We start from the raw sequence: 19,788 nt of genomic DNA, 5'->3' as shown, positions 1-19,788 counted from the left end.
GCAGGACATAACCGCCAACACACCAGAATCATTTGCGATCTCGCAAGGTGGATTGTCGCTATCGCTCCGAATCCACCCTGCAGTCCTCAGTCTTTCAACAGGTCATCCAGCTTGGCGGCCTTGGGTTTGACCAGCCAGAAGTAGTCCACGGCCTCGTCAAAGTCCTGCAGGATTTCCGTCGCACGGGCCGAGCCGGTGTCTTTCACGTAGTCACGCAGCTTTTCCTTCAGGAACGCGCGCACGGCGCCGTAGGATTCGCTGTTGATCAGGTTGATGTCGACCAGTTCATTGTTGTAGCGGTAGGCAAACTTCTCACGCTTGTCATAGATCAGCGCAAAGCCGCCGGTCATGCCCGCACCAAAGTTGTAGCCGGTCTCACCCAGTACGATCACCGTGCCACCGGTCATGTACTCGCAACCGTGATCACCTACGCCTTCCACGATCGCCAGCGCGCCGGAGTTACGCACGGCAAAGCGCTCGCCTGCACGGCCTGCGGCGAAGAGTTCGCCACCGGTAGCGCCATACAGGCACGTGTTACCCACGATCACGGCTTCATCGGCGCGGAATTCGCTGTCTTTGGGCGGGTAGATCACCACACGGCCACCGGCCATGCCCTTGCCGACGTAATCGTTGGCATCACCTTCCAGTTCCAGCGTCAGGCCCGGTGCGTTCCACACCCCAAAAGACTGGCCGGCCGAACCGGTCAGTTTCACGTGCAGGCAATCTTTCGGCAGACCTTGCGCACCATGCGCCATGGCGATTTCGCCAGACAAACGCGCACCGATGGAACGGTTCACGTTGCGTACCTTGTATTCATGGCGCTGAGGCGTTTTGGCCTTGATGCCGGCCAGCGCGTCTTTCACCATCTGTTCAGCCAGTTCACCCTTGTCAAAAGACGGGTTGCTGTCTTCAACGCAGAAACGCGGCTCGCTATCCGGAATCTGGCCCTGGCTCAGCAGCACATCCAGGCGCAACTGCTTCTGGCGCGCCGTCGCACCTTCAGATAGCCCAAGCAGTTCAGTCTGGCCAATCAGTTCAGCCATGCTGCGCACGCCCAGCTTCGCCATCCATTCACGCGTTTCTTTGGCGATGAAGGTGAAGTAATTGACCACCATCTCTGGCAGGCCGGTGAAGTACTTGCTGCGCAGTTTGATCTCTTGCGTCGCCACGCCGGTCGCGCAGTTGTTCAGATGGCAAATCCGCAGGTATTTGCAACCCAGTGCCACCATCGGGCCGGTGCCAAAACCGAAGCTTTCAGCGCCCATGATGGCTGCTTTGACCACATCCAGACCGGTCTTGAGGCCACCATCAGTCTGCACGCGTACGCGACCGCGCAGGCCGTTGGCGCGCAGCACTTGTTGCGCCTCGGTCAGGCCCAGTTCAAACGGCGTGCCGGCGTATTTCACGCTGGTCAGCGGCGATGCACCGGTGCCGCCGTCGTAACCAGAGATCGTGATCAGATCGGCATAGGCCTTGGCCACACCGGCGGCAATCGTGCCCACGCCAGGTTCAGCCACCAGTTTCACCGACACCAGCGCCTTGGGGTTGACCTGCTTCAAGTCGAAAATCAGCTGCGCCAGATCTTCAATCGAGTAAATATCATGGTGCGGCGGCGGGCTGATCAGGCTGATGCCCGGTTTGGAACAACGCAACCGCGCGATCAGCGGGCTGACTTTGTCGCCCGGCAACTGGCCGCCTTCACCTGGCTTGGCGCCTTGGGCCACCTTGATCTGCAGCACTTCGGCGTTCACCAGGTAATGCGGCGTCACGCCAAAGCGGCCAGAGGCCACCTGCTTGATCTTGGACATCTTCATGGTGCCGTAGCGCGCCGGGTCTTCGCCGCCTTCGCCGGAGTTAGACCGCCCACCGAGGCGGTTCATGCCCTCGGCCAGCGCTTCATGCGCTTCCGGGCTCAGCGCACCGAGTGACATCCCGGCCGAGTCAAAGCGCGCCAGAATGGCTTCCACCGATTCCACTTCATCCAGCGGCACCGGTGTGCGCCCTTCCAGTTGCAGCGTCATCAGGTCGCGCAGCATGGCCACCGGGCGGGTATTCACCAGCTCGGCGTACTTGAGGTACTCCTTGTACTCGCCACCCTGCACTGCCTTTTGCAGTTGCATGACCACGTCCGGGTTGTAGGCGTGGTATTCCTCGCCAAACACGTACTTCAACAGGCCGCCTTGCTGGATGGGGCGCATGCTGTTGAAGGCCAGTTTGTTCAGGCGTTGCATGTCGGCATCAAAGTCAGCAAAGCTGGCACCGCCAATGCGCGATACCGTGCCTTCCATGGCCAGTTGGATCACTTCCTCGCCCACGCCCACGGCTTCAAACAATTGCGAGCCACGGTAAGACGCCACCGTCGAGATACCCATCTTGGACATGATCTTCAGCAAGCCCTTGTTGATGGCCTTGCGGAAGTTATTGGCGGCTTTTTCCAGCGGCAGGCTGATCTGGCCGTTGTCGACCAACTCCTTGATGGTCTGGTAGGCCAGATACGGGAACACCGCCGTCGCGCCATAACCAATCAGGCAGGCAAAGTGATGCGGGTCGCGCGCGGTGGCAGTTTCGACCACCAGGTTGATACGACAACGCAGCCCGGCATCAACCAGTGCATGGTGCACCGCGCCGGTAGCAAACAAGGCGTGAATCGGCAGACGACCCTGAGCGATTTTTTTGTCCGACAGCACAATGATCACGGACTTGTCATTGCGCACACTGGTCAGCACTGACTGTTGCAGTTGTTCCAGTGCTTGTTTGAGCGTGGCTTTGGCCGGCTCGTAGGTGATGTCAAAAGTGGCCGATTTGTAATCCGCACCCGGCAACGAGATCAGCGCGTCAAACTTGTCGCTGGACAGCACTGGCGAGCGCACTTCCAGGCGGCGGGCGTTGTCTTCAGTCACCGAGAACACATTGCGTTCCGGCCCAAAACACGTGTTCAGCGACATCACGATCGCTTCACGGATCGGGTCGATCGGCGGGTTGGTCACCTGGGCAAATTGCTGGCGCAGGTAATCAAACGGCGAGCGTACCTTCTCAGACAACACCGCCATCGGCGTGTCATCCCCCATCGAGCCCACAGCTTCCTGACCATCGCTGGCCAGCACGCGCAGGATCTGGTCGCGCTCTTCAAAGGTCAGCTGGAACTGTTTCTGGAAGATCAGCAGCTCGGTGCGGGACATTTCCGGCAGCGGGCTGTTGTCTTCTGAGATTTCCATCTGGATCGCGTTGCTCTTGATCCACTTGCGGTACGGATGCGTGGATTTGAGGCGGTTGTCGATGGTTTCGGTATCCAGAAACTCACCGGTCTCCAGGTCGACGGCCACAATCTGGCCCGGTTTGACGCGGCCTTTCTTCACCACGTCTTCGGGCTTGTAGTTCCACACGCCGATTTCGGATGCAATGGTCAGATGGCGGTCTTTGGTCACCACATAACGCGCGGGGCGCAGGCCATTGCGGTCCAGTGCGCAACCGGCGTAGCGACCATCAGTCCAGACAATCCCGGCCGGGCCATCCCACGCTTCCATATGCATGGAGTTGTATTCATAGAACGCACGCAGATCGCGGTCGTTGTTGTCCACGTTTTGCCAGGCCGGCGGCACCAGCATGCGAAAAGCACGGAACACGTCCATGCCGCCCAGCATCAGGCCTTCGAGCATGTTATCCAGGCTCATCGAATCCGAACCATCGGTCTGTACGATGGGGCGAACCGCGTCCATGTCCAGGAATTCGGAATCCATGATCGCTTCGCGCGCCTTGGCCCACAAACGGTTGCCGGACAGCGTGTTGATTTCGCCGTTATGCGCCAGATAACGGAACGGTTGCGCCAGCTTCCATTGCGGCCAGGTATTGGTGCTGAAACGCTGGTGATACACCGCCAGGGACGATGCAAAACGCTCGTCTTTCAAGTCAAGGTAGAACACCGGCAAGTTAGCCGGCGTCACGAGGCCTTTGTAGGCCAGCGTCTGGGAATTGAGCGTGGGGATATAGAACGAGGCATCCGTTGCCTTGTTGGCTTTTTCAGCCTGGCGACGTGCCTGATAGAGCTTGCGCTCGAACACGAGGCGTTCCATGCCAGCCGGGGCATTCACGAACACCTGCTTGATGACCGGCAGCGTGCGCATGGCGTATTCGCCGCAGGCATCCGTGTTCACCGGCACGGTGCGGAAACCGGCCAGGGTCAGGCCTTCAGCCTCAACCGCCTGTTGCAGGTTGTCGCGCGAGGTTTTGCCATGGCCATCATCGGTCGAATGAAACACCAGACCGGCAGCGTACAACTCGGCTAGCGTAAAGCCTTCTTCAGCAGCCACCGCGCGCAAGAATGCATCCGGTTTGCGGAACAACAGGCCACAGCCATCTCCCGATTTGCCATCGGCGGCCACCGCGCCACGGTGGGTCAGACAGGCCAGCGACGAAATCGCCGTGCTCACCAGCCAGTGACTGGGTTTGTCGTCCATCTGGGCGATCAGACCAAAACCACAACTGTCCTGCTCAAACTGAGGATGGTAGAGGGTGTTCCCCAACCAGCTTTGTCTATCCATGGCACGTCCCTTGAAAGGCAACCGGCACAGCCCTGCCGGCCGCGTGGTGCTCACTCGTCCCAAGCCTTGTGGGCCGGGTTTCGTCAGCAGCGCAAATACGTTGGCAATCGAAAGCGAAAAGGCGTTAATTTTACCAATGCATCAGGGTTTTCCACAATGCTGTTCCCCCTCAGTGTAGGCAATGCATCTGCTGCGTTGCCATGCCAGCTTTACAAGGTCTTCATTACCTGCAAAAAAGCCGGCCAAAACACGCTACAACCAGTTCAGATTTGCCCGCCACCCGGCTAGAATTGCGGCTTTTGGGGAGCCGCCATGTCACAACCGCAAGCATCCTGCCCGATCGGGGTTTTTGACTCCGGCGTGGGCGGTCTGACCGTCGTACGCGCGCTGATGGACCGGCTGCCGTTTGAGAACATTGTTTACTTTGGTGATACCGCCCGCGTGCCCTACGGCGTGAAGTCAGTGTCCACCATCGAACACTTCACCCTTCAGATTGTGGATTTCCTGCAAAAGCAGCAGGTGAAGATGTTGATCATTGCCTGCAATACCATGGCGGCAGTAGCGGCAGAAAAGGTGCGGGAAATCTCGCCGTTGCCCGTTCTGGATGTCATCGAAGCCGGCGCTCGCTGCGCCGTGCAAACCACCCAGAGCGGCGGCATTGGTGTGATCGGCACGCCGACCACGATCAACTCCAACGCTTACGCTCGCGCCATTCACACGATTGGCCAGCAATACCGCGTTTACTCACAAGCCTGCCCGTTGTTTGTGCCGCTGGTCGAAGAAGGCTGGCTGGAACATCCGGTCACCCGCATGACCGCAGAGGAATACCTCAAGCCCGTGTTTGTGGAACAGATCGACACGCTGGTGCTGGGCTGTACACACTATCCGTTGCTGAAACCACTTTTGTCCGATGTGGCCGGTCCGCGCCTGAAACTGGTCGATTCAGCCATCGCCATTGCTGATGAAACCGCCGAACTGTTGCAGCAACAAGGCCTTGCCAACACCCAGCGCACCATGCCGGACTACCGTTATTTCGTCACCGACGTGCCGCTGAAGTTCCGCAGCGTGGGTGAGCGCTTCCTGGGCCGCAATCTGGGGGCGATTGAACAAGTGAGTATTGACCGGTTGTAATGCGTACATGAAACCGTGGGGAGGGTTCGCGCAGCAATCCACCTTCGCCATGATGGATTGTCACTGTGTTCCAAATCCACCCTACTCTCTCGGCTATCACCACCCATGAACAAAGAAAAACGCCACCAGTTCTACCAGCGCCTGCAAGAACTCGATCCGCATCCCACCACCGAACTGGAATACACCACGCCGTTTGAGTTGCTCACGGCGGTGCTGTTATCGGCGCAGGCGACAGACGTGGGCGTGAACAAGGCCACGCGCAAACTTTTCCCCGTTGCCAATACCCCGGCGACGATTCTGGCGCTGGGACAGGACACGCTGGAAAGCTACATTGCCACCATCGGCTTGTATCGCAGCAAGGCCAAACACCTGCTGGAAACCTGTCGTATCTTGCTCGAGCAACACAATGGTGAAGTCCCGCAAGACAGAGAAGCGCTGGAAGCTCTGCCAGGTGTGGGCCGCAAGACCGCCAACGTGGTCATGAACACCGCATTTGGTCACGCCACCATCGCGGTAGATACACATATCTTTCGCGTCGCCAACCGCACCGGCCTGGCACCGGGTAAAGATGTGCGCGTGGTCGAAGACAAACTGATGAAGGTGACACCGCTGGCGTTCCAGCAAGATGCGCATCACTGGCTGATCCTGCATGGCCGATATGTCTGCAAGGCGCGCCGGCCGGAATGCTGGCGGTGCGTCGTCAACGATCTGTGTGACTTCAAACCCAAAGAACTGACGCCACCCAAAGGCCGTTAAATCACGTCCCACACTGAAAAAAGCCGCGAATCATCGCGGCTTTTTTTGTTGCTGCCAATCAAGCCTTATGACTTGAAACTACCATCATTGAATGACTGGCTACCGGAGGTGCATGTGGTCACTTCACGGTTGCCACTGCTGGTGGATTGATTGCTTTCCCATGCCGCCGTGGCGCCATTCCATTTCACATACTTGTACTGGATCGCCGTACCTGCTGGCAGCGATACGGTGCCGGTCCAAGGCACATTGGCACCACTGCCCTGGATGGTCAGCGCAAAGCCGCTGGCCGGAGTCCAGTTACCCAACGCTGTCTGGTTACCAACGACGTACAGATTCTGGCCAAAGACCGTGTTGGCATTGGCAATGGTGAACGTCACCGCGCAAGTACCCGAACCCGAACCACCGCCAGACGAACCGCCGCTGCCCGATTTCTGGCCGGTGTAGATCGCTACCGCAGGCACGGTGGAACCGCCGTTTGCTGGCAGAGTGATCGTGGCATAGCCGTTGCCATCAACAGTCACACTATCGCTGGCGCAACCGGTACTGGTGGCCAGACCGTGCACGACGTTGCAGTAAGTCCCCGCTGGCAAGCCTGTCTGGAAACTCTGCGTCCAGGCGTTGGTGTCGTTGTTCAGTGCGACGAAACCCACAGCACCGCGGCTGAAGGCAATCTGGTTGCCGTTACCGGTCGTCCAGTTGCTGACGCCCTGACCATTGGTCGCCGTACGAAACTTCACCATGTTGGCAATATCGCCCCAACGGTGGACGAAGTCCCAGTTCACATTGATCTGGGCGTTGCCGCTGCTGTCATACGGGCTAGCGGTCGGCGCATCCTGGTCGGTGGTGGTGAAGCGATAGCCCGACATCACCTGCACCTGGCTGGCGTACGGCCAGGCCAGCATAAAGATATTGGCCAGATCAAAGCGCTTGGTGCCAGAGGCATCGTTGGTGGCGCCGGTGTAATTGCTCGCGTTGAGCGAATCCGTACCGCTGCGTTCGGTATCCCAGTTATCCACAAACACCACGGCATTGGCCGGCTGTACAAAGCCCCACGTACCGCCCCAGTTGCCCGGCGAGCCCATGACGGTCGGGAGCGAAGCCAGGTTCAGGCCATTGTTGTTGCGGAATGTGTCGCGAATGGCATAGGTGAACTGGAATTCGTTGAGCGTGCCGTTCTGGAAGTAATCCGATCGCACCACATTGCCATCCGGAATCACCTCTTGCGTCACCCAGAGGCTTTCGCCGGCCAGCGTGGTTGGATAACTGGATTTCACAGTGTTCAGGATGGTGTTGAGTGCATCCGGTTGCTGGTGCTTGGCGGCATCGATGCGAAACCCATCCACACCCAGCGACAGCAGTTTTTTCATGTACGTGGCAATCACGCCTTGCACATAGGTGCTTTCGGTCGCCAGGTCTGGCAGGTTATTCAGGCGACAGAACATCACGTTGTTGCGATTGCCAGGCGTGCCGTAATCGCTGGACTGGATCTGGCACAGGCTGTGGAAATCATTGGTGGAGAACTGCGGATAAGTCAGCGTACTGGCATTCCAGCTTGAACCATCCGTCGCGCTGTAGGCGCTGCTGGAGTCTTGCGAGAGCTGGTTAACCACGATGTCCGCATACACGCGCACGCCAGCGGCGTGGCAGGTACTGACCATCGTTTGCAGATCGCTCTCGTTACCCATGCGGCTGGTCAGCGAACCGTAGTTCACCGGCTGGAACATGTCCCACCATGCACCGGCAATCTTGGATGCCTGCGGCGGTGAAATCTGCACCGCGCCATAGCCGTTGGGGCCCAGGAAGTCCGTACATTCCTTGGCGATGTCAGTCCATTTCCAGTGGAACATCTGCACCGACGTATACGCCGGATTGAAACTGCTTGATGTCGTGGTGGTCGTGGCTGCAACGGCGTCGTTACTGCCGCCGCATGCGGCCAGAACCGCGCACAACAGACTGCTTGTGACTGTGAATGCAACTTTCATTTTTGCTCGGCCTTTTTAGTGTGTATGACCTCGACGTTGTGGCAAACGCTCCTCCATCTGCCGCCTGAAACCCGACCAATCAAACCGGTTTGGATTTCGCAAATCAGCCTAAACAGCCCATTTTCTGTACTCAACTACCAATCTTTTATGAAACCCGCTACAAGCTGATCGCCTACGAAAGGGTCGACCGAGCATCTATGCCGTCTGCATGACGAATGTATCAGTCAAAAGGCATTTTTTCCGCACTGCATCAATACCTTACCCTTCCGACAAGCGGTGTCTAAATGGGTGCGAAGTGCTGCCATTCACACGTTAAAACCGGTGTGAATCAGCGAAAAAAGACATGTAAACACGCCCTGTGTTGTCAGAGTGTGACTACATCTCGCCGGGATGCCTGCCTCATGACAAACATCTCAATGGCTGACGGACAGGGCTGGTCATTACGCGCATACTCAGCCCATCAGTGCCCTTCGGGCTTGAGCCAGCACGCCCATACAACCGCAGATCATGATGTGCCCGGTTTGCACCCTCACGGGAGAACTCCATGGAAAATCTGGTCATCAAGGCTGCACTGGTCCTGTTGCTGGCAACGGCCATCTTGCGTGTGCATTTGCGTGGCAGGGTGCGACACTCATTGCGCCATCAGGTGTTTGATCACTCCTCGGTCGCGGCACCGCTTAATGTGCTGATGTATGCGTTCTCCAGCGTGCCGGAGACCCCGTTTCTGCCGGTCAGCGCCTTCCCTGACCTCAAATATTTGCAAAGTCACTGGCAGGAAATCCGCGACGAAGGCGCTCGCTTGCTGCAAGCACAGGAAATCCGCGCCGCGCAACATAACGACGACGCGGGGTTCAACTCGTTTTTCAAGTACGGCTGGAAACGGTTTTATCTGAAGTGGTACGGCGAAAGTCACCCGTCTGCCGAAACCCTCTGCCCGCGCACCACCGCGCTGTTGCGCAACCTGCCAAGCGTCAAGGCCGCCATGTTTGCCTGGCTGCCCGATGGCGGCAAACTCAACCCGCACCGCGATCCCTATGCCGGTTCCCTGCGTTATCACCTTGGATTGATTACGCCCAACGATGACCGCTGCTATATCGAGGTCGATGGTGTGCGTTACAGCTGGCGTGACGGTGAAGGCGTGGTCTTTGATGAGACTTATATTCACCGCGCGGAAAACCACAGCGGCAAAGGCCGGTTGATCCTGTTCTGCGATATTGAGCGCCCCATGCGTTACCGCTGGGCCAGTGCGGTGAATCGGTGGGTTGGGCTACATATCGTGGCCGCCGCGTCGTCACCCAATCACGATGGTGACCATCTAGGCCTGATCAGCCGGTTGTTCCGTTATGCGGACTGGGTGGGAGAACAACGCAAGCGCTTCAAACGCTGGAACCCGCGCATCTACCGCGCTACCCGCGTGGCGCTGATTCTGACGGTGGCAGGTTTGTTCTTTCTGATCTGATCTGATCTGATCCGGGCCGGAACACCTTTGCCACAGTCAAACCGGCTGTGAGGCGTACCACCTGGCCGTGTAGCAATGGCAAGGGGTGCTCGACAGCGAGCGGTACTGTTTGTAGTCTGGCGTCCGTTTGCCCGTCCAGATAAAAACACCCATGCTTCGTTCGACTATCGCGGCCGTCTTGCTGGCCGCAACCACACTGGCCCATGCTGCTGCCAGCCAGTGCCCTGCCCGTTTTTTCAATGGCGATGCGCCCGACCTTTACAACGCGCGGCTGGAACACAACACCAAAGCCCTCTGTTTTGATGCTTTTGCCGTGTTGTATTCGGGCGTCTCGCTCACGCCGTTGTGGTCCGCAGAACACATCACCCGTCAAAGCGTGCAATCGGCGCGTGAACTGGTGCGTACCGATACCTTCCATGAAGAACCCGCACTCGCCAGGATGCCACACCCCACGCTGGAAGATTACGTCCACAGCGGTTTTGATCGTGGCCATATGAGCCCCAACGGGGACATGCCGGACAAAACGGCGCAAGGGCAAAGCTTCAGTCTGGCCAACATGATTCCCCAATCGCCCGAAAACAACCGGGGTTTGTGGGCAGGGATTGAATCATCGGTGCGAGACATGGCGGTGCGCGACGGCGAGGTCTACGTGGTCACCGGCCCGATGTTTGAAGGCAGCAGCATCAAGCGCCTGAACGGCCGGGTACTGGTGCCCACGCATCTGTACAAAGCGGTATACAACCCCCGCAAGCAGCAAGCCGCTGCCTATATCACCCCGAATGGGCCGGGTGAGGACTATGAAGTCGTCTCCATTGCCCAGTTACAACAACGCACCGGCATCAACCCGTTTCCGGCACTGCCGGAAGCAGCACGTAACCGGGCAATGGTGCTGCCACCGCCACAATCGGCCAGCAGCAACAGCCATGGCACACCCCGTGGCAATCGTGGCAGCGGGCTGGAAAACGAACTGATACGCTGGATGGAACGTGAACTGATGCATTTGCTGCATCAACTCATCCGCGCCCTTTAACCCGTACACGCTCCGTAGAGGTTTGCATGGCCACGTTTACCCCATACGCCAATGAAGCTGACGTACTGGAAGTTGCCGGTCTGACGCTGGAAAACAGGCTCGATCGCGTCAGCGTCTACGGCAATCTGGACTTGACCCGGGATGAGCACGGTCTGGCCGCAGCACTGGCCCTGCGAGAAGCGCTCAACGAGATCGTGACCGCCTTGCAGGCACAAACGCTGCCAGCACACATCACGGCCGCCAGAATCAGCGAAACGGACAACCCGTTTTAGCGCGCCTCTGACAGCATGGTCTGACAGCGGGACCTAGCATGAAACATTGCAACCACCCGCCATCACACCATGAAGAAACTCCCCAGACCCGACGAACGCCGCCCGGTTTTGCTGGCCCGGCGCAACCTGAAAATGGCACGTTCGCCGCATGCCTACGTGCGTGGCAATACCGTTCAGTTTTACGAGTGGCTGCACAGCCAGCGCGGCCACGCCTTGCCTCACGGCCCCGCAGTGTGGATTTGTGGTGACTGCCACGTAGGCAATCTGGGGCCGCTGGCATACGCCGACGGCGATGTTGAAATCCAGATTCGCGATCTGGACCAGACCGTCATTGGCAACCCGGCTCATGATCTGGTGCGGCTGGGTTTATCGTTGGCCACTGCAGGCCGGGGTAGCCGGCTGCCTGGCATGGTCATTGCCCGCATGCTTGAAGAAATGGTGCGCGGCTACGAGCAATCGTTCAGCGGCAAACTACATCACCCAAAGCACAAACCTGAAGCAGTCAAACTGGTGATGCGTGAAGCCACCACCCGAACCTGGAAGCAACTGGCCAAAGAGCGCATCAACGACACCGACCCCGTGATCCCGCGAAGCGGGCATTTCTGGCCCCTCTCGCGCGAAGAACGTGCGGCCCTGCGCACGTTGTTTGCCCAGCCAGAACTCAAACAATTGGCCACAAAGCTGAAATCTCGCGAGGACGACGCCCCGGTCACACTCCTGGATGCCGCTTATTGGGTGAAAGGGTGCAGTTCACTTGGCCTCTTGCGCTATGCCGTCTTGCTGGGTGTGGGCAACGGCAAAGACCGGGATTATTGCCTGATGGATATCAAACAAGCCGTGCAGGCCGCCGCCCCGCGCCATGCCCACGCGCACATGCCACGAGACAACAGCCAGCGCGTACAGCAAGGGGCACAGCATTTATCGCCCGCACTGGGTGACCGGTTGGTGGCGGCACGTTTTATGGACCAGGGCGTGTTCATCCGCGAACTACTACCCCAGGATCTGAAACTGGATATCGATATCATGGAAACCGGCGAAGCCATGCGCGTAGCGCATTATCTGGCCCGTATCGTCGGCAATGCGCATGCCCGGCAAATGGATGAAGACGACCGCAAAGCCTGGCTGGGCGAACTGCGTCAGCGGCGTGGCAAGAATCTGGAAGCCCCCTCCTGGCTGTGGCAAAGCGTGGTGGAACTGGTAGGCAGCCATGAACAAGGATATCTGGAACATTGCCGCCGTTATGCGCTGTCGACGCATCCAGTCGGGCATTCTGGATAATCACTGATTGGTGAAACGGCAGACCAATTGGCCATAAGCTTGCAATCAACGCTTCAAAGCCCCACCCAATAAAAAGACCGCCAATCATGGCGGTCTTTTTGTTTTATTCCGGTCAATGCCCCAAACCAGCAATCAAGATGCCGCGGTCAATTCAAATCCCGGGTTATCCGTATCGTTGGTTTTTACAACCAGGACTTTCACTGCATTGGGTGTCACTGCGGCAATACCCTGTTGCGGCACCACGGTGATTAACCAATCGGCATTGTCATCCAGTGAAGTCTGGGTTGAGGTAAAGATCGGGGTCTTGGAACCCGTGTTGGTCACCACCACCGTCACGGCGCCGCCGTCCAGATCGATCGAATCATTACCCGAGGCCGGATAAGCAGTCTTGAAGCCAACATTGCCCGCCACAGGCGTGGCCGAAGCCAGAGAGTCTGTCGATTTGAGGATATAAACATCCACCGCACCCGCATTAAAGGCGGCATTCAATACGCGGACGCGCGCCTGATTGGACAACAGTCCTTTTTCATACGGATCATCAATCAGCACAGAATCATTGGCCGCGCTGGTGCCCGCTACAAAGGCGAACGTGTATTTGTGGCCGGTGGCGGCATTGAAGGTCGCGCTTGAGACTGGTGTGGTCGTTCCCGCCAGCATGGCCGTTAATGTCGTAGAGGTGTCATCCACATCGTAGTAAGCCTTCACGCCCAGATAGGCGAGGCCAGAAGCGGAATTGGTACCGTTGGTTGCAACATCGATCGTCGGGCCATCGGGGAAGGCGTTGATGAGACGCACGGCCGGTTTGCTCAAACCCAGTCGGTCATCCGGGCCATCATCGCCGCCGCAAGCGGTCAACAGCAAGAGTGAGCCCAGGCCGGCAATCAGTGCAACGGCCTTGAACCAGCCGGACAACGTACGCTTTTTGTAACTCTCATTGGCACCCGACATGTTGTTTCTCCTTCGATCAATTGGACTGATCTGCAATTGCAAATCAAGCGGTTGTGATGCGAAAGATAAGTCGCCAATTCAAACCGTCATACCGGCATGTATCCTTGTTTAAACCAGGAATAAACTGACAAGTTCTGACAAATTGTGTTTTAAACGCAATGAACCGGATACTGGATATGTGAGATAACGCTGACCCGGTTATTTTCGTCGAGCCCTGTTAAATCAACGATGCCGGCCTTGATATGGGCGGCATCAGGCAATCATCGCTGTCGGCCCCAACCGGACAACATCTGTCGCCCTGATACCAAAATGCGGCTGGACATGGATGTCAGACTGTCGGTGGCCGCCTCGTTGCTGCGGCGCGGTATAATCACGTCCTTCGTGCTGTGACCCGAACGTGCCGCCAGGCCGCGCCCGCTGTGCTTCATGCCAATCTGAAATATTCATAGGTTTACAAAGATTTTGCAGACATAAGCCGACGCATTAACATGGCGGCCAGGCTCAACACGCCCGATAATTTCCATAATTTCCGTAACCCACAAGGTTGCTACGTGATTGAATTCATTGATGTCCACAAATCATTTGATGTGGATGGCCGGGCCGTTCCGGCGCTCAACGGCATTGATCTGAAGATTGAAGCCGGTGAAATTTTTGGCATCATCGGCCACTCCGGCGCGGGTAAGTCCACGCTGGTACGACTGATCAACTTGCTGGAAAAACCCACTTCGGGCCGCGTGCTGGTCGATGGCCAGGAAATCAGTGCCAGTAACACCGATCAACTGCGTGAACAGCGCCGCGGTATCGGCATGATTTTCCAGCACTTCAATTTGCTTTCCAGCAAAACCGTCGCCGACAACGTGGCGTTTCCACTGCGTCTGGCCGGTACGTATTCCGCCACGCAAATCAAAGAACGCGTGGCGCAATTGCTGGCGCGCGTGGGTTTATCTGATCATGCCGGCAAATACCCGGCGCAGTTGTCGGGCGGCCAGAAGCAACGCGTGGGCATTGCCCGCGCGCTGGCGACCAACCCCAAGGTGCTGCTGTGTGATGAAGCCACCAGCGCGCTGGACCCGCAAACCACCCAGTCGGTGCTGCAACTGCTGGCCGAGATCAACCGCGAGTTCAATCTGACCATTGTGGTGATCACGCACGAGATGGATGTGATCCGTCGTATTGGTGATCGGGTCGCGGTGCTGGATGCCGGCAAGGTTGTAGAAGTCGGCAATGTGGCGGATGTCTTCCTGCATCCGCAGCACATCACCACCCAGCGGTTTGTGCAAGAAGCCGAAAACGTCGATGAAGCGGAAGAACACGATGCTTTTGCGCACGTGCCCGGCCGCATCGTGCGCCTGACGTTCCAGGGCGAGCAGACTTATGAACCGGTCCTGGGCCGCGTCGCGCGCGAAAGTGGCATCGACTTCTCTATCTTGTCTGGCCGCATTGACCGCATCAAAGACACACCCTACGGCCAGTTGATCCTCTCGATTACCGGCGGCAATCCGGATACCGCCCTGCAATCCTTTGCCGATGCCGGCCTGACCGTGGAGGTACTGCGCGGATGAACGAACTCTTTACCAATGTGGACTGGTCAGACATCTGGCAGGCCACGCAAGACACGCTGCTGATGCTGGGCGGCTCGCTCTTTTTTACGCTGGTGCTGGGCTTGCCGCTGGGCGTGTTGCTGTTCCTGACCGGCCGCAAACAACTGCTGGACCAACCGGCGGTCTACGGCATTCTGTCTTTTGTAGTGAACGTGCTGCGATCCGTGCCATTTGTGATTCTGCTGATCGTCATGATCCCGTTCACCGTCTTCTTGACCGGTACCTCGCTGGGCGTGGCAGGTGCGATCCCACCGCTGGTGATCGGTGCAACGCCCTTCTTTGCCCGGCTGGTAGAGACCGCCCTGCGCGAGGTTGATCGCGGCATCATCGAAGCCACGCAGGCCATGGGCGCGACGACACGCCAGATCATTACCGGTGCACTGCTGCCTGAAGCCCGCCCGGGCATTCTGGCTGGCGCCACTGTCACTGCCATTACGTTGGTGAGCTATACCGCGATGGCCGGCGTGGTCGGCGGTGGCGGTCTGGGTGATCTGGCTATCCGCTATGGCTATCAGCGCTTTCAGACGGACGTGATGGTGGTCACCGTGATCATCCTCATCGTGCTGGTGCAGATTCTGCAAATGATCGGCGACAAACTGGTCGTGCATTTCTCCCGCAAATAAACAGGGCACCGTCATGCTCTTGCTTTACGGCTGTTGACCCAGTCCTGCCCAAAACTCTGAAAAACCCGACCGCTGCCTGTTACAGGGCGGCGGGACAACACTGCGAAAGGAAACCGCAATAATGAAAAAACTGCTGACTCTGCTGGCCGCTGCGCTGGCTTTCAATGCACACGCAGCCGAAAAGCTGACTGTCGCTGCCACGGCCGTGCCACATGCTGAAATCCTGGAATTCGTGAAGCCGATCCTGGCCAAAGAAGGCGTGGATCTGGATGTCAAAGTCTTTACCGACTACGTTCAACCGAACATCCAGGTTTCCGAGAAGCGTCTGGACGCCAACTTCTTCCAGCACAAGCCGTACCTGACCGAGTTCAACAAAGGCAAAGGTACCAATCTGGTCACTGTGGTTGGCGTGCATGTTGAGCCCTTTGGCGCGTATTCCAGCAAGGTGAAGAAGCTGGGTGATCTGGCTGACGGCGCAACCGTCGCCATCCCGAACGATGCGACCAACGGCGGCCGTGCCCTGCTGCTGCTGGACAAGGAAGGCGTGATCAAACTGAAGGACAGCAACAACATTCTGTCCACCACCAAAGACGTCGCCCAGAACCCCAAGCATCTGAAGTTCCGTGAACTGGAAGCCGCCACCCTGCCGCGCGTGCTCAACCAGGTTGATCTGGCACTGATCAACACCAATTACGCCCTGCAAGCCAAGCTGAACCCGACTCGCGACGCATTGGCGATCGAAGGTGCCCAGTCGCCGTACGTGAACTATCTGGTTGCCCGTCCGGACAACAAAGATAGCGATGCGATGAAGAAACTGGCCGCGGCCCTGACCAGCCCGGAAACGAAGAAGTTCATCCTGGACAAGTACAAAGGCGCGGTCGTTCCTGCATTCTGATCAGCAGCCTGCAAAGTGCTGGTAGCTAAAAAACCCGGCTTTACGCTGGGTTTTTCCATATCTGGTCCGGCCTTTGTGTGAGCAGGTTCACTCATCGGCCACCGCCTGGCTATTCTACCTTGCACGCTCTTGCTGCATCGCAAAAAGAAAGCTATACAAGTAATCAGCGAAAGCCATTAGCGTTTAAAACAAAATATAAAGTCAGTCACGAGAAAGTTATTTAAGTGCCGTAGCGGGGGTATTTCCGACCACTTCAGGAGAAGAGCATGAAAATGCGAACCTGGTGCGGCGGGCTACTCGCCTTGCTGCTTAGTACCATGGCCCACGCCACGCTGTTTGACGTGAGCTATTCAGCAACCCGGGGTGATCAGACCCTGCTGACGTTCTCTGGTTATCTGACCGGCGAACTCACCGGCAATCTGGTGACCAATATCAGCGACGTTCACCTGACCAGTTCAATCTGGCCAGAACTGGACACTTTCAGTGCCTTTGGTTGCTGCTCTCTCAAAAAACCAGCGGTGTTTTCGCTGGATGGCAGCCAGAACAGTTTTGTACTGGAGAGCACCTCCGGACATTCCGATCTTGTCTGGTGGCCGCAAACTTTGCTGTCAGGCCAATCTGCAGCCCTGGTATTCGGCTTCAACATGCTGACTAACCGGGTTGTCAGCGGCGGTTTCTTTCCGTCTGGCAATAGCAACATCAATACGGTCTGGAGCATGGCGGCGGTTTCTGCTGTGCCCGAACCGGAAAGCTGGCTGTTGCTGGCGGGCGGTCTGGGCGTCATCGCCCTGGTGGCCAGAAGACGGACACGCTCAAACCCGATCGAGCTCGTCTCAGCCTGACCAGATCATTCAACGAGGTAACGCAAAAAGGAGCAGATTCAAACCTGCTCCTTTTTATTTGGCTGCCGTCTGGCAGCCCATTAACCCGCGACTGATCGATGGCAGGTTTTTGCATTGCAGCAAGCACCGCGCGTGGCTATAGACACCGTTGACAAGACCATTCCATACCCGCTCACAACCCGTTGGCGCTAATCGCCCTACAGGCGGCGCCGCCAACACTCTGTGTGGAGAGCGAGATGAGAATGAACCTTTGGACGTTGGGACTGGCCGCATTACTGGCTGCCGGGACCAGTGCGGCCCAGCAATTTGACTTCAGCTTTGAGATCAATCAGACCGGCTTGCCCAATGATGGCGTGCTGTTTCAGGGCCACGCCGACGGCGATCTGTCCGGCAATCTGATTAGCAATCTATCCAATATCTGGATCACAGTGACGGGCGAGCTCAATGGCTCGCCGCTCACCAATGCACCGGGCAGTGATTTCGCCGATTACACCTGTTGTGATGCCACGCAAGCGGGGGCTGGCCTTGGCACGCTTTCGGTAGATGGCTCACAAAACAACTTCCTGTTTGTCAGCAACTGGATGGGGCAGCCCTTATCCATCCTTTGGGATCCACAATCAAGCAGCGATCCGCAGTACGCCAGTTTCACCGCATACGTCTCTGGTTATTACGGCACGCCTTCCAACGCAACCCAATGGATGGGCGGTTTGTTCCCGGGCTGGAACAAATTTGACTACAGCGCCTGGACCCTGACCGCCGTACCCAGCGTACCGGAACCGGAAACCTGGTCCCTGCTGTTCGCCGGGCTGATTCTTCCTGCTGCAGCGCGCTGGCGCAAACGGCAACGCGCTTTGCCGGCCTAGTCCGGGGTCGAAAACAAAAAGGGCAGGATCAACCTGCCCTTTTGTCACCTGATGCCTGCGTTTATTGCGTCGGCATCTCACCAAAGCGGTAGATATCCATGCCCAGCGCACCTTCGGTAATGGCGGTGTATTCTCGTACCGCGACTTCTTCATGCGCCGCGCCCATGGCCACAAACAACGGCAAGATATGGTCCTGCGAGGGGTGGGCCCGCACCCCGCCAGGCGCCTGGGTCCGGTAGTTCAACAACCCTTCCACATCACGCGCGGTGACGTGTTCGTGCATCCAGTCCATGAACTGCGGCACGTAAGCCGGCACCTCCGGGCCACTGGATACGCCAGGCACGATATCGCGCAGGTTATGGGTGATGCTGCCCGAGCCGATGATCAAGACACCTTCATCACGCAACTTGTTCAGTGCGCGACCTACGGCGTAATGCCAGTCCGTATCCCGACGTAGATCCAGTGCGAGCTGGATCACCGGGACATCACCCTCCGGGTACATCGATTTGAGCGGTACCCATGCACCGTGGTCCAGCCCCCGTTCAGGGTCCATGATCACGGTCAGGCCGAGTTCACCAAACTCATCGGCGATTTCCCGCGCCAGTGCCGGATCACCCTCCGCCGGGTAGCTCTGTTCATACAGTGGCGCAGGAAAACCATAAAAGTCGTGGATGGTGTCCAGATCATCGCCCGCGGTTACACCACTGTTTTCGTGATGCCAGTGGGCGGACACCATGAGTACCGCACGCGGCCGCGGCAAGCTGGCGGCCACGCGTGCCCACGCCTCACCCGTCGCGCCAGCACCCAGCGCAAGCATGGGTGAGCCATGAGACACAAACAGCGTCGGTAAGCGGGACATGATGGTTTTCCTTCGGTATGCATTGGATTGACGTGAGTTTGCACCCGCCATCGCAATGCATAAACATGGGCAGACTCAATGATTTATTGCAAATAGTGGGACAATGCCGGTTCGTCCTGCGTTTTCTGTGGTCTCAAATATCCCCACGCTAGTCTGCTACTTAACGGATTGGGCCAATTTCTTGTAATGTGTGCAGAAATTGATACTGCAAGCGATACCCATGCCGGACCAATCTGTACCCAGCCCCAATTTTTTCAGTGCTGGTTTCGGGGATATCCCCGTTCAGGACATGCGCAAGGAAAGCCGTTATCTGGTGAACTGGCGCGTGGCTATTGTTTATTCCGAGACCGAAGAGCGGCTGTCTTTCCGCGGCCGCGCGTTTGATATTTCCGCCAGCGGGCTGAGCCTGCACTCGGACTTCAGTCTGCCGGTGTCTGACCGCGTCACGGTACTGATCAGCATTCCGCCCTCCTCCGCGGGCCAGCGCCCCAAAATCCTGGAAGTCAAAAGCAGAGTGGTCTACACCGTGCTTTCCAGCGAGTTCAACACCTTTCGCACCGGCATCCAGTTTGTCGACTTCAAGAACGAAGGCAAGACTCAGCTCAAGCAGATTCTCGCGGGTCGCGTACCTGCACCTGTCGCCGTGAAGCCGGAGTAAGCCGCGCAGCAATGAAAGCTCGGGGGGCCAAGCGTTGTGCCGGAGGCGCTCAC

General features: G+C 57.6%; 16 protein-coding genes. 12 read left to right on the top strand and 4 right to left on the bottom strand.

What is annotated here, in order from left to right:
- Positions 1–86 precede the first annotated feature (86 nt).
- Positions 87–4,538: a glutamate synthase large subunit gene (gene gltB, locus IEX44_RS15640; protein ID WP_188695948.1), complete on the bottom strand. Its 4,452-nt coding sequence runs from the start codon at positions 4,536–4,538 to the stop codon at positions 87–89.
- 312 nt (positions 4,539–4,850) lie between these two features.
- Here gltB and murI point away from each other — a divergent pair, with 312 nt between their 5' ends.
- Positions 4,851–5,669, top strand: a complete 819-nt coding sequence (murI, locus tag IEX44_RS15635; protein WP_188695945.1) for a glutamate racemase — start codon at positions 4,851–4,853, stop codon at positions 5,667–5,669.
- 105 nt (positions 5,670–5,774) lie between these two features.
- Positions 5,775–6,425: an endonuclease III gene (gene nth, locus IEX44_RS15630; RefSeq protein WP_188695941.1), complete on the top strand. Its 651-nt coding sequence runs from the start codon at positions 5,775–5,777 to the stop codon at positions 6,423–6,425.
- Positions 6,426–6,490: 65 nt separating this feature from the next.
- Here nth and IEX44_RS15625 read toward each other — a convergent pair whose 3' ends face one another.
- On the bottom strand, positions 6,491–8,407 hold the full coding sequence (locus IEX44_RS15625; protein WP_188695938.1) for a carbohydrate-binding module family 20 domain-containing protein: 1,917 nt from the start codon (positions 8,405–8,407) through the stop codon (positions 6,491–6,493).
- Between the two features lie 544 nt (positions 8,408–8,951).
- Between IEX44_RS15625 and IEX44_RS15620 the strand changes: the two genes are divergently transcribed.
- From IEX44_RS15620 to IEX44_RS15605, 4 genes are all read left to right on the top strand, one after another.
- Positions 8,952–9,866, top strand: coding sequence for an aspartyl/asparaginyl beta-hydroxylase domain-containing protein (locus IEX44_RS15620; RefSeq protein WP_188695934.1), 915 nt, complete (start codon positions 8,952–8,954; stop codon positions 9,864–9,866).
- Between the two features lie 151 nt (positions 9,867–10,017).
- A complete protein-coding gene (locus IEX44_RS15615) occupies positions 10,018–10,896 on the top strand; it encodes a DNA/RNA non-specific endonuclease (protein WP_188695931.1) in 879 nt (292 codons plus the stop codon).
- Positions 10,897–10,922: 26 nt separating this feature from the next.
- Positions 10,923–11,168: a hypothetical protein gene (locus tag IEX44_RS15610; RefSeq protein WP_188695928.1), complete on the top strand. Its 246-nt coding sequence runs from the start codon at positions 10,923–10,925 to the stop codon at positions 11,166–11,168.
- Between the two features lie 69 nt (positions 11,169–11,237).
- Positions 11,238–12,446 (top strand): DUF2252 family protein, encoded by a 1,209-nt coding sequence (locus IEX44_RS15605; protein WP_188695925.1) that lies wholly within the window; start codon positions 11,238–11,240, stop codon positions 12,444–12,446.
- Between the two features lie 132 nt (positions 12,447–12,578).
- Here the strand turns inward: IEX44_RS15605 and IEX44_RS15600 are convergent, their stop codons facing one another.
- Positions 12,579–13,394 carry a DUF4397 domain-containing protein gene (locus IEX44_RS15600; protein ID WP_188695920.1) on the bottom strand — a complete coding sequence of 272 codons (816 nt, stop codon included), beginning with the start codon at positions 13,392–13,394 and terminating at the stop codon, positions 12,579–12,581.
- Between the two features lie 488 nt (positions 13,395–13,882).
- On the opposite strand from IEX44_RS15600, the gene IEX44_RS15595 reads away from it, so the two are divergent.
- The 5 genes from IEX44_RS15595 (at position 13,883) to IEX44_RS15575 (ending at position 18,218) form a co-directional block, all read left to right on the top strand.
- Positions 13,883–14,956 carry a methionine ABC transporter ATP-binding protein gene (locus IEX44_RS15595; RefSeq protein WP_229679214.1) on the top strand — a complete coding sequence of 358 codons (1,074 nt, stop codon included), beginning with the start codon at positions 13,883–13,885 and terminating at the stop codon, positions 14,954–14,956.
- Positions 14,953–15,618 carry a methionine ABC transporter permease gene (locus IEX44_RS15590; RefSeq protein WP_188695918.1) on the top strand — a complete coding sequence of 222 codons (666 nt, stop codon included), beginning with the start codon at positions 14,953–14,955 and terminating at the stop codon, positions 15,616–15,618. Before IEX44_RS15595 ends, IEX44_RS15590 begins: the two co-directional genes overlap by 4 nt.
- Positions 15,619–15,739: 121 nt before the next feature.
- The gene (locus IEX44_RS15585) at positions 15,740–16,513 is read left to right on the top strand and encodes a MetQ/NlpA family ABC transporter substrate-binding protein (protein ID WP_188695915.1); all 774 of its coding nucleotides are present in this window, start codon (positions 15,740–15,742) and stop codon (positions 16,511–16,513) included.
- Between the two features lie 266 nt (positions 16,514–16,779).
- The gene (locus tag IEX44_RS15580; protein WP_188695912.1) at positions 16,780–17,355 is read left to right on the top strand and encodes a PEP-CTERM sorting domain-containing protein; all 576 of its coding nucleotides are present in this window, start codon (positions 16,780–16,782) and stop codon (positions 17,353–17,355) included.
- 236 nt (positions 17,356–17,591) lie between these two features.
- Positions 17,592–18,218, top strand: coding sequence for a PEP-CTERM sorting domain-containing protein (locus IEX44_RS15575; RefSeq protein ID WP_188695909.1), 627 nt, complete (start codon positions 17,592–17,594; stop codon positions 18,216–18,218).
- Positions 18,219–18,279: 61 nt separating this feature from the next.
- Here the strand turns inward: IEX44_RS15575 and IEX44_RS15570 are convergent, their stop codons facing one another.
- Entirely contained in the window at positions 18,280–19,077 is a 798-nt protein-coding gene (locus IEX44_RS15570; RefSeq protein WP_188695906.1) for a DODA-type extradiol aromatic ring-opening family dioxygenase, read from the bottom strand.
- Positions 19,078–19,297: 220 nt separating this feature from the next.
- On the opposite strand from IEX44_RS15570, the gene IEX44_RS15565 reads away from it, so the two are divergent.
- Entirely contained in the window at positions 19,298–19,735 is a 438-nt protein-coding gene (locus IEX44_RS15565; RefSeq protein ID WP_188695904.1) for a PilZ domain-containing protein, read from the top strand.
- The last annotated feature ends 53 nt before the right edge of the window (positions 19,736–19,788 follow it).

The sequence above is a fragment of the Silvimonas amylolytica genome, from assembly GCF_014645555.1.
GTDB classification, from domain to species: Bacteria; Pseudomonadota; Gammaproteobacteria; order Burkholderiales; family Chitinibacteraceae; genus Silvimonas; species Silvimonas amylolytica.
Note: the sequence above shows the minus strand (reverse complement) of the source record. Positions and strands in the feature narration are given on the sequence as shown.